This is a genomic window from Burkholderia singularis (genome assembly GCF_900176645.1).
Classification (GTDB): Bacteria; Pseudomonadota; Gammaproteobacteria; order Burkholderiales; family Burkholderiaceae; genus Burkholderia; species Burkholderia singularis.
Window position 1 is genome coordinate 1 of sequence record NZ_FXAN01000085.1, and the last position, 13,605, is coordinate 13,605.

The following is a 13,605-nucleotide window of genomic DNA, read 5'->3' on the forward strand; positions in this document are numbered from 1 at the left end:
GCGATGGCCGCGGTGGTCAGGACCGCGAACGATACCGGCCGAATCAGCACGATCTCGCCCAGCGTTTGCGTGCGTTGGGCTTCTTGCGCAGCAGGGCGGAAGAGAGGTGTGTTGGGCGTCATGAATGGACAGCCGAAATTAGCTTATTAAGCGTGACGTTGGTTGCGAGCGTGGCGTTCGAGCGCCGTGTCGCAAGCGTAGCGAACTGTTCGATGATTGCCGTGGCTCGATGCGGGTTGTATCTGCAATAAAGCGTCATATTGCATGACCCCGATTCCGCTCGAGTGAATTTTTGCATATCCGATTAACGTAGGTGTCGAGTCGATGTTTTGACAAGCGACATGATGACGAGGCGGCGTCCGATGTCCGAGCGATGTTGCGCCATGAGGACGCGATGAGCGCGGTAGCATTCGCCATCCCGGACAGGCACCGCTCGAGATTGCGCAGCAGCTATCCCGAAACTTATCGGAGTGCGGCGAAAGAGGAAAGCGCGTCGGCCTACGTTTTAACCATATTTGATGAGTTTTCCTCTATTTAACGATCGAATCGGTAGGCAATCGAACGAGACGTTGCACACGGCTCGCGCGGGCAGGGAAACCGGAGACGTTGAGATTGTGCCGGCAGTTGGAGGTCGCTCGGGCACTCGCCAGAGGCGGCGTTGCGCGGCTGACGATGAAAATAAAAACGCGTGCCCGGCGCTAAGGCCGGGCACGCGTTTGGTCCGACTCGTTCAGGCGCGGCTGGCGGATTGCCGCCAGCGCCTGGTAAGTCTCGCCTTGACTGGCGATTACTTGCCGGTCAGTGCACCAGCGACCGTGCCGATCGTGGCCGTAGCGACGCCAGCGAGGACGTTGGTCGCGCCGGCCAGGATGCCGCCAGCCGTATCCGTCAGGTTCACGCCGAAGTTGAAAGCAGCGCCACCAACCGTGCTGATGGTGTTTTGCGCGGCCAGAACAACACCGGTCCACAGGCCCGTCAGGAGGTCAGCACCGCCAACCATTGCGATTTCTTGTTGATTGAGTTCTTGCATGATCGTCTTCCTAAAAAGATATTCTTAACGAATGTTAAATGGCTTAGCCGTGGGCCACGCCCGTGGTGATGCCGTTGACGATGCCGCCAATCACTTGACCCGGCAGGCCGAGGATGATGTTGCCCGCGCCGATGAGGCCGCCAGCCAGTTGGTCCGTGACCACTGCGCCGAGATCGTACAGGCCTTGGCCGTAGATGCCGATCAGGCCCGTGACTGCGCCGATCAGGCCGCCACCAGTTTGAGCGCCACCAACCAGATCGATCTCTTGCAGAGTGAGTTCTTGCATTGCCCTTCTCCTAGTAATTGCCAGATGGCCCCTCTGGCGGGGTAGACCTGCGCGCTTGGTGAATGAAACGCGACAAATCGAATCAATTTCAAGATCGCGTCGTAGGCGCAAGCAATCGCGTGCGCTACGGCGTGATCCAACCAAAGACAACTCGTTACCAATGAAATCGTCTTGCTGCGCATTATCAAAGGTCGGCATGCAACGAAAAGTTCGGTAGCGTACTCATCATTAAAGTGAGATGGCGCGCAGCTTCAAAGGAATAAGTTGTGTTAAACAATTTCAAAAGAGAGTGAGAAAGATAAAAGAATGGGTGGATAGCGCTTGAGGAATATTAAGAAAATGTGTAGGTGTCCGATAAAAATGACGGTCGTGTCATCCAGATGTCACGACGCAGTGCTTCTCTTTTTTATGAGACAGTGATCTTCCGGCGCTACAGATAATAAAAAACGGGCCTCCAACTGGAGGCCCGTTTCGCGCGCTGTGCCGCGCCGCTGCTACGAATGATCGGCGAGCGATTTATTCGGCGCGTTGCCGCCGCGGCGTGAACTTGCCTTGGTAGCGCAACACCGGACCTTCGAACGCCGTATCGACGTTCGGCGTCTGCCGCAGCTTGATCGCAGCCGGTGACGCAACTGACGAGATGCTCGTCTGACGCGACGCAGGTGCGAGGTTCGAATTGACGAGCAGACCCGCCTCGGCTTTCAGGTTCGCGAGCAGCACCGGATCGCTGGAGCTGTTGATCTGCGTAAGGAGCGCGCTCCACGCGGCGTCGCTGTAGTTCGTCACGTAGTAATCGAGCCCGCTTGGGTTCGCCACCACGGCCGAGCAGCCGTCAACGCGGATTTGCGTTTGCGTGTCCTTCAGCACGAGCGTCTTGCGGTTGGTCAGGCCGTTGCCGTATGCCAGCGTGACGGGAATCGTCCACTGCGAACCGGGGTACTGGTTCTTATTCGGGAACGGCGCCTGTTTGAGCGTCACGACGTTCTGGTTCTTCGTCAGATCGCATTGCGTGTCGAGCGACAGCAGCGGAATGCCCGTCTGGCGCACGAAGCTGTCGCCGATCGGCCCGATCTGCTGGCCGCTCGCGGCGGACAATGCGTCCCACAGGCGTTTGGGCGTGCCGTTGCCGAATGCGTATGCGTTCAGGTATTGCTGAAGCCCTTTGCGCAACGTTTGTTCACCGAGGTAGCCCTCGAGCATCTTCAGCACGTAACTGCCCTTGTAGTAGGTAAACGAGCTCGCGCTCAGCACGAAATCGTTCGACGCCCAGCCGTTGAAGTTCGGCTGAACCGGGAACGCGTCCGGTCCGATGTCCTTATTGATTACGCGATACTTCCGATCGATCACCTTGAGCCAGTTGAACTTGTCCGGATAGAACTGAATCGACGTCTTCGTTTCGAAGAACTTCGCAAAAGATTCGTTCAACCAAACATCGTCCCACCAGTCGGTCGTCACGAGATCGCCGAACCATTGGTGCGCAACTTCGTGCGTGAGCACCGTGTCGCCATAGTCGGACATCGGCTTGCCCGGTTCGGGCAGGATGTCGTCCGCAAACTCGAGAATGGCTCCCCAGTTCTCCATGCCGCCGAAGTTCAAATTCTTCTCCGCCTTGAATGCGTCGTTCGCGGCGACCGTGTCGAACTTCGTGAGCGGCAGCGGGATGCCGGTGTAGCGATAGTAATAATCGAGCGCCTGCTTCGTGCGTTGCATCGCGGGGCGCGCCCACTCGCTCATGCCGGGGGGCGTGAAGATGCGCAGGTGCAGGCCGCGGCTATCGGGCAACGGGCTCGTGAAATCGTCTTCGAGCACGTCGAACTGGCCGCCGCCGAAGAACAGCAGATACGACGGCATCGGCGGCGTCTTCTCGAACGACACCAGCTTGTAGCCGCCGCCGACATTCACCGACGGTTTCTCGGCCGCGTTCGATACGACGCGCCATGCCTGCGGGACTTCGGCCGTTACTTCGTAAGTGGGGCGGAACGCGGGTTCATCCCAACCGGGGAACCATTGACGCGACAGATTGGTTTCGCCTTGGGTGAGGATCGCGCCGCTCGTCGAGCCGTCGGTGCCCTTCAGGTCGACGCGGAAGACGCCTTCGGCGGCTGAACAACCCGGATACGGATCGTTGCCGCAGCTGCCGCCCGTGTGATTGACGGGATCGTCGTAAGACTTGAAGTTGATGATTCCCTGCCACTCCATGTGCAGCGAATAGTTGCCCGGTGCGATCTGGCCGCTTACCGGGCGAAGCTGGTAGAAATCCCCCTTGTCCTGCGGCGTGGCGATGAGTTGCACATTGCCGGGCTGCAGCGTCGTTCTGCCGTTTGCGAACTTGATCCGATGGCCGGCCACGACGATGGCATTGACGGGCTTGAGCACCTTGATCTCGACATCCGCGCGCCCGTCGAACTGGTTCAGATCCGCGTTCGGACGGAACCATAGCTTGTAGTTGACGGGTACGACGGTGTCGGGCATTTCGACGGGTTTGGTGCTCTTGTCGGCGGTTGCCGCGGGCGCGGCGTTGGTCGCGTTGCTCGTCGAATTGCTCGATGGGCTGTGTGCCGCACCGAACGACACGGCGGAGCCTGAGCCGCCGTCGTCGCCGCCACAGGCTGCCAGCACGAGCGCGCCAAGCAGCGGCAGATACCGAAATCTACGATCGTTTATCCACATAGTAATGCCTCGAATTAGAAGACAGCGGTTTAGTCTTGTGCGAATTCGACAGACAATAATCCGCCTTCACCGTCGAGCGACGGTGAAGCGAATGACGTCAGTGATATTCGAAACGATTTCGGATTGTTTACGTGAAGAAGCTCATCGTTTATTGCCCCCTTTTGATTCTGGTTTGTGAAAGGTGGCCGGTCGCGATGTGAGGGACGCGCCGGCGGCTCTCGTTGCCCGCCAACCCATGGGTGGCCTGGAGGAAGCCCGTCCCGCGCCGTGTCGCGAGGCGACGGATTCGTCCAGCATCGTTGGGGTGTGTCAGGCGAATCGAAAGATGATCCAATATACTTGATGGCTATACGTAAAGGAATCAAAAAAAATTTGATGAGATGGAACGACCCGATTCCTTCCACCAATTTCATCATCGGCATCATTCATTCTTATTGATTTTTAATAAGCATTTTCGGCTGATGATCGACGTGAGCCGAGCACCGATCCGGGCGCGTGGCATGCCGGTCTCGAATTGAGATGCTGCAGCGCATGGTGGCGGCTTCGCTCCAACCCGGGTCGGTACAATGCACGCTCCTATGGACTGCTATCGAGGTTCTTCGCCGATGCGCGCACTGAGTCGTTCCCGCCGGGTTGCCGGTCAACTGTTCGCCATACTTACGGTGCTGCTCACGCTCGGAGGCTGTGCCGCGCTGACGATGCGCGATCCGGTGCGCGTGAATGTCGTCGGCATCGAGCCGCTCGCCGGACAGGGGCTTGAAATGCGTTTCAACTTGAAGCTGCGCGTGCAAAATCCGAACGATGCGCCGATCGACTACGACGGCGTCGCGCTCGATCTCGAGCTGAACGGCAAGCCGTTCGCAAGCGGAGTGAGCGATGCGCAGGGCACGGTGCCGCGCTTCGGCGAGCAGGTGCTGAGCGTACCCGTCACGGTATCGGCGTTTTCCGTGGCACGGCAGGCGTTTGGGCTACCGGATGTGACGTCCGCGGGCAAACTGCCCTATGTGCTGCGCGGTAAGCTCGCGGCGGGCGTATTCGGCGGCGCTCGTTTTACCGATTCGGGCACGTTGAGTTTGCCGGCCTCGCCGTCCACGCCGATTCGGAACTATTGACGCAGTGTTACTGCCGCTTTCGATGCGGGAAGCGGGATACGCGCGCGTTTATCGAGAAAGTCGATCGGTGCGGCTGCGCCAGCTTGGGGAGCCGGGGTGACCTTCCGCTGACGCATTCGCCGATGCGTTGTCGTTGCTGGATCATTAAATAGGATTTCTATTCATAACTGCGACGGTAATGACCGGTACGCCCGGCGCACCAAAGATCGCCGGCACCTATCAATCGCCGTCGAGCCCCTACTATCCGGCATGGCCCAATGCCGGCGAAGCGGCGGCTGCGGCTGCCGCCTCAACACCAGGCTACGCGCCGGTCGGGCTGGGCTGGTTCAACGCGCAAGGCAGATGACGGATCGTACAGCCGAAGCAAGAGAGCTTGAGCGCTTGCAAACCCGCGCCGGCCGTTCACTCTGCGCCCGGGCGAATGATCGGCGCCTCGCCGCATGCGGCGTCGCTATTGGCTGCATATCGAATATCAATTGGAATCCCATCGATCAATCACGTGTAATGGCACGGCCATTACCGATGACTGTCGTCAAGGAGTTCAAACAATGTCTGTTCCTGTTCATCGAACGCTCCAGAGCGTGGTCGCCGCGCTGTGCGTCGCGCTCTCGTACTCGGTGCATGCCGAGAATCTCACGCGCGACAACGGTTCGCCGGTCGGCGACAACCAGAATTCGCAGACTGCCGGGCCAAGCGGCCCGACGCTGTTGCAGGATTCGCATTTGATCGAGAAGCTTCAACGCTTCGATCGCGAACGCATTCCCGAGCGCGTCGTGCATGCACGCGGCACCGGCGCTTTCGGTGAATTCGTGCCGAGCGCGGACATCAGCGATCTGACGCTTGCCAAGGTCTTCGTGCCGGGCACGACCACGCCGGTTTTCGTGCGTTTCTCGACCGTGATGGGCTATCGCGGTTCTCCGGAGCAGGCGCGCGATCCGCGCGGCTTTGCCGTCAAGTTTTATACGACGCAGGGCAATTGGGATCTCGTCGGCATCAATTGGCCGATCTTCTTTATCCGCGACGCGATCAAGTTTCCCGACTTCGTTCACGCGAACAAGCCAAGCGCCGTGACCGGCGTGCAGGACCCGAATCTCGCGTTCGACTTCTTCGCGCATACGCCAGAAGCGACGAGCATGCTCACACGCCTTTACACCGACGAGGGTATGCCCGATTCGTACAGGCATATGGACGGTTTTGGCGTGCATGCGTTCAAGCTGGTCAATGCACAGGGCAACGTGCATTACGTGAAGTTCCACTGGAAGAGCCTGCAAGGCGTTCGCGGCATCCGGCCGCAGGATATTCCCGGCTCGATCGGCGCGGACTGGAATCTGATGACGAACGATTTGTATGGCGCGCTGAAGGCCGGCAATTATCCGAAGTGGGATCTGTATATCCAGGTGCTGAACCCGGAGGATCTCGGCAAGTTCGACTACGACGCGCTCGACGACACGAAGGTTTGGACCGGTGTGCCCGAGCGCAGGATCGGCACGCTGACGCTCAACCGCGTGCCGGACAACTACTTCGAGACGACCGAGGAATCGGCGTTCGCACCGTCGCGGATGGTGCCGGGCATCGAGCCGTCAGAAGACCGGATGCTGCAGGGCCGGCTGTTTTCGTATGCCGACACGCAGATGTACCGGCTCGGCGCGAACTTCAGTCAATTACCGGTCAATCGTCCGCGCGTGCCCGTTGTCAGCAACAATCAGGACGGTGCGATGAATGCCGGCGATCGCAAGGGCGAAGTGAACTATGAGCCGTCGACGCTGCATGAGATTGAGCAGAACCCGCGCTACAAGCCGGTCGAGACGCCGCTTTCCGGCTCGACGCAGCAAGCGGCGATTCGCAAGACGCTCAATTTCCGTCAAGCGGGCGAGTACTACCGGACGCTGTCGGTGCAAGACAAGCAGGATCTGGTGAGCGCGTTGTCGGCCGATCTGAATCGCGTGACCAACGAAGCGAACAAGTACACGATGCTGTCGTACTTCTACAAGGCCGACGCGGATTACGGCGCGCGGCTTGCACGCGCGACGCATGCGGACTTGTCCCGCGTGAAATCGTTGGCGGACAAGCTCGTCGAGAATTGATCGGCATTCCTTCCTGTTCAAACCCGATAAGCCCGTGCGAGATGCGCGGGCATGCCACGATGATGAAGCGATTACGTTCTCTTCTTGGTTGTGCGTGCACCGCGCTCGCGGCGGTGCTCGTCGCGGGATGCGCATCGTCCAATCCGGTTGCGTCGCCTGCCGTATCTGTCTCGCACGATTCGGCGGCCGATGCCCGCCGCTACGACGAGCAATGGTTCGACGCCGCGCGTCTTGGCCGCGTCGACATTTTGCAGGCGCTCGTCAACGCGGGCTATCCGATTGACGCGACGACGCATGACGGCTATACCGCAGTGATTCTTGCCGCCTACCGCGATCAGCCCGCCGCGCTCGATTATCTGCTGCGCGCCGGTGCGAATCCTTGCGCCGGCGATCGTTACGGCAACACCGCGCTGATGGGCGCGCTTTTCAGGGGCCGGGAGGCGATCGCCGCGCAGTTGATCGATACGCGCTGCCCGATCGATCAGACGAACCATGCGGGGCAGACCGCGTTGTCATTCGCTGTGATGTTCGGCCGCCTCGATTGGCTGCCCCAGCTCGTCGCACGCGGCGCCGATCCGGACCACGTCGACGCGCTCGGCCACACGGTGCTGCAGACGGCGATCCTGCAAGGCAATATGGCCGCCGTGACGGCGCTCGAGAAAGTGGGGGCCACGCCGAATGCGGATATCACGCTGCGGTTGCATCCATAGAGCGGGCTTGCGGCACGGGCGCTGGAAGTTCATGACGCGTCGTCATATCGTCAAGGCGCACGGTTTGCCGGCGTGTGCTCGATGATCGGGATGCGCCGGCGCAATCGGCGTGCGGTGTGGCGTGGCCGATGCCGATGGCGAGACAGGAACGGGTTGCAGAAGGAAAGGGGCGGCGAACGACGTTCGCACTTTGACGCACGGCGTGCAATGCGTGGCACCGCGCATTCGACAACGGAAAATCCGGCGTCCGGTTCCGATACCTGCCGCGTGACGTGTGCTTTTTTCCGGCCGAGCGGTAAAGCGCGATACTGTGTCGTCCGCATGGCGCATCGCGCCGTTTATCGTCCCCTTATCGATTCAATATTCGCCGATTCTCCGTGACTGCTTTTTCCCTATTTCATTGGACCGACGCGAACGGCGTCGAACATGCCGACCGTTGGCGCTCCGAAGCGGGTGTGCAACCGCCGCGCCGCGCCATCGTCGCCGACGACCGCACGAGCGCCGATGCCGCTTATCGGCTTGCATGCGAAGGCACGGCGCTCGTCTGGCAGGGCGATTTCCAGAATGCGCGGCAACTGCTGCAGGCGCTTGCGCGCCGGATTGATCGCAAGCCGCGCAAGCAGGCGGCAACCGGCATCGATGCGTTCAACCTGCATCGGCTCGCTCAAGCGCAACGCGCCCGCATACTCGGCATGCTGCTGATTCCGCTCGAGGCCGATTATTCGATGACATTGCGGCGCGCGCCGGATCTGAGGGCGGCGTGCGAAGACGCGTATGGCGCGCCGGACGGCGCACGTTCGGTCGCGTCGTTGCGCGAACTGCTGGGTATCGTCGGCTCGCACGAGTGGCGCAAGAAGGGCGTGCCGATCGCCGCGCTCGGCGGCGCGCGGATTCATCCGCACTACGGCGTGTTTTCGCCGGTGCGTGGCGAGTATGTCGAACTCGTCGCGCGTGCGCCGTTGCCGTCGAACGCGCTTGCGTTCGATATCGGCACGGGCACCGGCGTGATCGCGGCGGTGCTCGCGTCGCGCGGCGTGCAGCGCGTCGTCGCGACCGATCAGGACCCGCGCGCGCTTGCCTGCGCGGCTGAGAATGTCGCGCGCCTGGGTTATGCGGCGCAGGTCGAGATCGTCAAAGCCGATTTGTTTCCAGCAGCAGATGCGCCGCATTCGAGTACGCGCGAACGTCAGGCCGCGCTGATCGTGTGCAATCCGCCGTGGGTGCCTGCGCGGCCAAGCTCGCCGCTCGAATACGCCGTCTACGACCCTGACAGCCGGATGCTGAAGGGCTTTCTTGCTGGGCTCGCCGCGCATCTGGCTCCGGGCGGCGAGGGGTGGTTGATCCTGTCGGATTTTGCCGAGCATTTGGGTTTGCGCACGCGCGACGAGCTGCTTGGCTGGATCGGCGCGGCGGGGCTGAGCGTCGCGGGGCGCGACGACGCAAAACCCGTGCATCCGAAGGCGTCGGACCCGAGCGATCCGCTGCATCGCGCGCGTGCCGCCGAGACGACGTCGCTTTGGCGTCTCGTCGCACGCAATTGATGCGCGCGTGCGCCGGCCCGGGCGGCGCGCGCGGTTTTCGGTAAACTGTGCGCCTGACCCACGCACTCATACCGCGCCGCTGCTCGAGACGTCTCGTCCGGGCAGCGGACGGTTCGTTTCCCGATGTCGACCAAGACTTACGAAATCCGTCCGGATCAATCGATCGAACTGCTGAAGGAGCTGCACATCCTGACGCGCGACGGCAAGATGAATCAGGACAGCCGCCGCAAGCTGAAGCAGGTGTACCACCTGTTTCAGTTCATTGAGCCGCTGCTTGCCGAGGTCGAGTGCGACAAGGGGGGCGTGACGCTCGTCGATCACGGCGCGGGAAAGTCATATCTTGGTTTTATTTTGTATGACCTGTTCTTCAAGGCGAAGCCCGCCGATGCTTCGCATATCTATGGAATCGAGACACGCGAGCCGCTGGTCGCGCGTTCGATCGAGCTTGCCGCACGGCTTGGTTTTCGTGGGATGTCGTTTTTGAATCTGTCGGTGGCCGACTCGATCGTGTCGCCGCAATTGCCGCAAACGATCGATGTCGTCACCGCGCTGCACGCTTGCGATACCGCCACCGACGACGCGCTTCGCTTCGCGCTTGCCAAGCGCGCCCGGCATATCGTGCTTGTGCCGTGTTGTCAGGCGGAGGTGGCCGGCGTGCTGCGCAAGAACAAGGGCAAATCGCTCGCGAATGCGTTGACCGAAGTGTGGCGGCATCCGCTGCATACGCGCGAGTTCGGCAGCCAGATCACCAACGTACTGCGCTGCCTGCAACTCGAGGCGCACGGCTATCAGGTCAGCGTGACGGAGCTTGTCGGCTGGGAGCACTCGATGAAAAACGAGCTGATCATCGCGCAATACAAGGATTTGCCGCGCCGCAAGCCAAGTGAGCGCTTGAACGAAATCCTCGATATGTTCGGCCTCGCGGAATTGCGCTCACGTTTCTTCGCCCCCGACGCTCAACCAGCGAATGCGTGAGCCGCAGTGCGATGGGCTCAGCGCCGTTCGGCGCACGTGCGGCGTTGCTTCGGATTATGTCGTTTCGCTGCCGCCGTGGGCGTGGTCTTGCTGGTCTTCGCCGCCGTCGCGTTGCGCGATCCACTCGCGCCAGCCGGCATGGCCAAGGCGGCGTAACGTCGCCTGATTGCGCTCGTAGATGACAGCCGCGTCCGCAAACGCGTCGACGGCCCGTTCGATGCTTGCCTCGCGCAGCAGATGCAGGATCGGATACGGCGAGCGGTTCGTATAGTTCTCGATGTCGTCCGGCTCGGTGCCTTCGAATTGGTAGCGCGGATGGAAGCTCGCAATCTGCAGCGTTCCATCGAGCCGCAGTTGCCGCAGCAGGCGATCGGCGAACCCGAGCGCATCGTTGTAGTCGACGAAATCGTCGAACGTATCCGGAAAGATCACGAGCGTCGTATCGATTTCGTCCGGGTCGACCGCCTCGAGCAGCCGCAGCTCGCTTTCGAGATCGGCGAGCGCCGCTTCGAGCGAGGCCGCATGGCTGACTGCATAACGGATCTGCTGTTTTACATGAACGCTTTTGGCGAACGGGCACAGATTGAGTCCGATCACCGCGCGCGTCAGCCAATGGCGGGTGGCCGCGAGAATGTCGGCATCGGTTCGGGCAGCGTCGGTCATGATCAAAGCGGCGTAGCGGTCAAGCCGCGATTGTAGCGGGGCGCGGCGGGCGCGCCATGTGCCGTTTGCTATGCGCAGGCCGCCTCTATCAACTGGCGCGCCATGCGCGGCGCGTGGCCGATCGGGTTTGCCTGCCGCTGATAGGTCTGGCTCGCCGCGTAGATTCCTTCGATCAGCAGCGCCAGTGCGTCGGCGAGCGCCTTGGGTTCGCGCGCGCCCGCCGCTTGCGCGAGTGCGACGAGTCGTGCCATCAGCCGGGTCTTGTTGTCGGCGACCGCGACGCGCGCCGGATGATCGAGTTCCGGAAATTCGACGGCGACGTTGACGAACGGGCAGCCGCGATAGCCGGGCTCGAGCGCGCGCTGCGCGAGATCGTCGAAATACTGAATGAGTTGCGCTTTCGGATCGCCCGGATGTTTGGCGATGCTTTCGTCGAGGCGTCCGAAAAAACACGCGTCCATCTGCTCGAGATAGGCGAGCACCAGTTCGTCCTTCGACGCGAACTGCCGGTACAGGCTCATCTTGTTGACGCCGGCACGCTCGACGACTGCTTCGATGCCGACTGCGCGAATCCCTTCCTGATAGAACAGCTCTTGCGCTGCGCGCAGCAGATGCTGCTGCGCCAGAGTTCCCGCAACCTGAGCGCTGCGACGGGGCCGGCGCGCTGTTGAGGGCTTGGCGGCGATGGTGCTCATCAGTGATTCCGATTTCGAAATGGATCGCTTGACATGTTACCGATCGGTCACTAGGATTGCAACGAATTTGTGACCGGTCGGTAACAAGAGTCGGCGCATCTTTCCTCTCAACTGCCGACGGGCTCATCGAGGCCGGCCTGTCGGCCCCAGGAGCGATTCGACATGAATTGGGCGGCAGGCAGGATACGCGGGCGTTTCCATTACGGTTGGCTCGCGGCGGCGGTGGTATTTCTGGTTCTGCTCGCGGCGGCGGGCACGCGCGCGTCGCCGAGCGTGCTGATGGTGCCGCTCGAACGGGAACTCGGCTGGAGCCGCGCGACGATCTCGCTGGCCATCTCGGTGAATATCGCGCTTTACGGGCTCACTGGGCCGTTCGCGGCGGCCGCGATGCAGCGCTTCGGCGTGCGGCCGACGATCCTCGGCGCGCTCGGCGTGATGGGCGTGGGGGTTGCGCTGTCGTCGATGATGACGGCGACGTGGCAGATGGTGCTGGTCTGGGGTGTGATGGTTGGCGGTGCGACGGGCATCGCGGCGCTGACGTTGGCGGCGACGTTCGTCAACCGTTGGTTCGTCGCGCGCCGCGGCCTGGTGATGGGCGTGCTGACCGCGAGTTCAGCAACGGGGCAACTCGTTTTCCTGCCGCTGCTCGCGTCAATTGCGCAGCGGCATGGCTGGCGGCCGGTCGTGCTGACGGTTGCGGCGGCAATCGCGATCGTGGTGCCGCTGGTCGCGCTGCTGCTGCCGGAGCGGCCGGCCGACGTCGGGCTGCGTCCTTATGGCGAGCCGCCCGACGCAGGCCGCACCGGCGCCGCGGCCATGCAAAACCCGCTTGCGGTTGCGCTGGGCACGCTCGTATCGGCTGCGAAGACGCGCGATTTCTGGCTGCTGTTTTTCAGCTTCTTCATCTGCGGCGCGAGCACGAACGGCTATGTCGGCACGCATTTGATCGCGATGTGCAGCGATTACGGGATGACCGAAGTGCAGGGCGCGTCGCTGCTCGCGACGATGGGCGTGTTCGATTTGATCGGCACGACGCTGTCCGGCTGGCTGTCCGATCGCTATGACAGCCGCCTGCTGTTGTTCTGCTACTACGGGCTGCGCGGTTTGTCGCTGATTTATCTGCCGCACGCGTTCGGCATCGATTTCTTTGGATTGCCGCTCTTCGCGATGTTTTACGGGCTCGACTGGATCGCGACGGTGCCGCCCACCGTGCGTCTGACGACCGACGCATACGGCAAGGATGCCGCGCCCGTCGTGTTCGGCTGGATCGTGGCCGGCCATCAGCTCGGCGCCGCATTTGCCGCGTTGGGCGCGGGCATGCTGCGCGCGAGCCTCGGCACGTACACGGTTGCGTCGATGATCTCGGGCGGGCTTTGCCTCGCTGGCGCGTTGATCGTGCTACGGATCGGCCGCGGATCGGCGCGCCGCCGCGGGGTGGAAGTGTCGGCGAGCGCGGCTTGACGGGATCGGGCGCGCTCGCTTGGCGGACCCGAGGGCGGCTGCGCCGATCGAGCCGCGGCAGCGATCCTGACGGGCGCGCAATGTGCGAGCGCCGTAATGGGCAAGCGGCAGAGCCTGGGTCGGCTCGCGAGGCACGCGGCCCGCACTAAAGGCGCCGGATGTGAACCATCGAAGGTTTTGTGCGGCTGAGCGCCAGGCTGCACACGGCAAAGAGGGGGAGCACGGGGCGCAAAGCCGAAGGCTGGCGCGGGCTCCGACGCCCGCTTCGCTCCTTTGCGCGCCGGGCGATTTGCTTTCGCGTGCAATATGCGGCAAGTTACACGACAAGCGGTTATGCTGGCGTTTCTTTTTCGGGCGATCGAGCCCTGTTCTATTGGA

General features: G+C 61.9%; 12 protein-coding genes. 7 read left to right on the plus strand and 5 right to left on the minus strand.

The features are described from left to right. Nucleotides 1-787 precede the first annotated feature (787 nt). The 3 genes from BSIN_RS18885 to BSIN_RS18895 all read right to left on the minus strand — a co-directional run bounded on the left by BSIN_RS18885 (nucleotide 788) and on the right by BSIN_RS18895 (nucleotide 3,986). A complete protein-coding gene (locus BSIN_RS18885) occupies nucleotides 788-1,030 on the minus strand; it encodes a hypothetical protein (RefSeq protein ID WP_089341586.1) in 243 nt (80 codons plus the stop codon). Between the two features lie 43 nt (nucleotides 1,031-1,073). Further along, entirely contained in the window at nucleotides 1,074-1,316 is a 243-nt protein-coding gene (locus tag BSIN_RS18890; RefSeq protein ID WP_089341587.1) for a hypothetical protein, read from the minus strand. A 516-nt stretch (nucleotides 1,317-1,832) separates the two neighbouring features. Next, on the minus strand, nucleotides 1,833-3,986 hold the full coding sequence (locus tag BSIN_RS18895) for a M1 family metallopeptidase (RefSeq protein ID WP_089341588.1): 2,154 nt from the start codon (nucleotides 3,984-3,986) through the stop codon (nucleotides 1,833-1,835). Nucleotides 3,987-4,591: 605 nt separating this feature from the next. Here BSIN_RS18895 and BSIN_RS18905 point away from each other — a divergent pair. The 6 genes from BSIN_RS18905 to BSIN_RS18930 all read left to right on the plus strand — a co-directional run bounded on the left by BSIN_RS18905 (nucleotide 4,592) and on the right by BSIN_RS18930 (nucleotide 10,408). After that, on the plus strand, nucleotides 4,592-5,098 hold the full coding sequence (locus BSIN_RS18905; protein WP_059520628.1) for an LEA/WHy family protein: 507 nt from the start codon (nucleotides 4,592-4,594) through the stop codon (nucleotides 5,096-5,098). A gap of 178 nt (nucleotides 5,099-5,276) precedes the next feature. Beyond that, the gene (locus BSIN_RS18910) at nucleotides 5,277-5,444 is read left to right on the plus strand and encodes a hypothetical protein (RefSeq protein ID WP_369828207.1); all 168 of its coding nucleotides are present in this window, start codon (nucleotides 5,277-5,279) and stop codon (nucleotides 5,442-5,444) included. A 202-nt stretch (nucleotides 5,445-5,646) separates the two neighbouring features. After that, the gene (locus BSIN_RS18915; RefSeq protein WP_089341591.1) at nucleotides 5,647-7,182 is read left to right on the plus strand and encodes a catalase; all 1,536 of its coding nucleotides are present in this window, start codon (nucleotides 5,647-5,649) and stop codon (nucleotides 7,180-7,182) included. 59 nt (nucleotides 7,183-7,241) lie between these two features. Beyond that, nucleotides 7,242-7,892, plus strand: a complete 651-nt coding sequence (locus BSIN_RS18920; protein WP_256583880.1) for an ankyrin repeat domain-containing protein — start codon at nucleotides 7,242-7,244, stop codon at nucleotides 7,890-7,892. A gap of 377 nt (nucleotides 7,893-8,269) precedes the next feature. Beyond that, nucleotides 8,270-9,433: a methyltransferase gene (locus BSIN_RS18925; protein WP_089341592.1), complete on the plus strand. Its 1,164-nt coding sequence runs from the start codon at nucleotides 8,270-8,272 to the stop codon at nucleotides 9,431-9,433. Nucleotides 9,434-9,556: 123 nt separating this feature from the next. Then, nucleotides 9,557-10,408: a class I SAM-dependent methyltransferase gene (locus BSIN_RS18930; RefSeq protein ID WP_089341593.1), complete on the plus strand. Its 852-nt coding sequence runs from the start codon at nucleotides 9,557-9,559 to the stop codon at nucleotides 10,406-10,408. A gap of 54 nt (nucleotides 10,409-10,462) precedes the next feature. Here BSIN_RS18930 and BSIN_RS18935 read toward each other — a convergent pair whose 3' ends face one another. Then, entirely contained in the window at nucleotides 10,463-11,071 is a 609-nt protein-coding gene (locus tag BSIN_RS18935; protein WP_089341594.1) for a DUF1415 domain-containing protein, read from the minus strand. Nucleotides 11,072-11,139: 68 nt separating this feature from the next. Then, the gene (locus BSIN_RS18940) at nucleotides 11,140-11,766 is read right to left on the minus strand and encodes a TetR/AcrR family transcriptional regulator (RefSeq protein ID WP_059520633.1); all 627 of its coding nucleotides are present in this window, start codon (nucleotides 11,764-11,766) and stop codon (nucleotides 11,140-11,142) included. A gap of 162 nt (nucleotides 11,767-11,928) precedes the next feature. Between BSIN_RS18940 and BSIN_RS18945 the strand changes: the two genes are divergently transcribed. Further along, a complete protein-coding gene (locus BSIN_RS18945; protein ID WP_069233697.1) occupies nucleotides 11,929-13,227 on the plus strand; it encodes an MFS transporter in 1,299 nt (432 codons plus the stop codon). Nucleotides 13,228-13,605: the final 378 nt, after the last annotated feature.

Coding starts and splice junctions, on each gene's coding strand:
- BSIN_RS18885 (WP_089341586.1), bottom strand. CDS start 1,030: ATGCAAGAACTCAATCAACAAGAAATCGCAATGGTTGGCGGTGCTGAC.
- BSIN_RS18890 (WP_089341587.1), bottom strand. CDS start 1,316: ATGCAAGAACTCACTCTGCAAGAGATCGATCTGGTTGGTGGCGCTCAA.
- BSIN_RS18895 (WP_089341588.1), bottom strand. CDS start 3,986: ATGTGGATAAACGATCGTAGATTTCGGTATCTGCCGCTGCTTGGCGCG.
- BSIN_RS18905 (WP_059520628.1), top strand. CDS start 4,592: ATGCGCGCACTGAGTCGTTCCCGCCGGGTTGCCGGTCAACTGTTCGCC.
- BSIN_RS18910 (WP_369828207.1), top strand. CDS start 5,277: ATGACCGGTACGCCCGGCGCACCAAAGATCGCCGGCACCTATCAATCG.
- BSIN_RS18915 (WP_089341591.1), top strand. CDS start 5,647: ATGTCTGTTCCTGTTCATCGAACGCTCCAGAGCGTGGTCGCCGCGCTG.
- BSIN_RS18920 (WP_256583880.1), top strand. CDS start 7,242: ATGATGAAGCGATTACGTTCTCTTCTTGGTTGTGCGTGCACCGCGCTC.
- BSIN_RS18930 (WP_089341593.1), top strand. CDS start 9,557: ATGTCGACCAAGACTTACGAAATCCGTCCGGATCAATCGATCGAACTG.
- BSIN_RS18935 (WP_089341594.1), bottom strand. CDS start 11,071: ATGACCGACGCTGCCCGAACCGATGCCGACATTCTCGCGGCCACCCGC.
- BSIN_RS18940 (WP_059520633.1), bottom strand. CDS start 11,766: ATGAGCACCATCGCCGCCAAGCCCTCAACAGCGCGCCGGCCCCGTCGC.
- BSIN_RS18945 (WP_069233697.1), top strand. CDS start 11,929: ATGAATTGGGCGGCAGGCAGGATACGCGGGCGTTTCCATTACGGTTGG.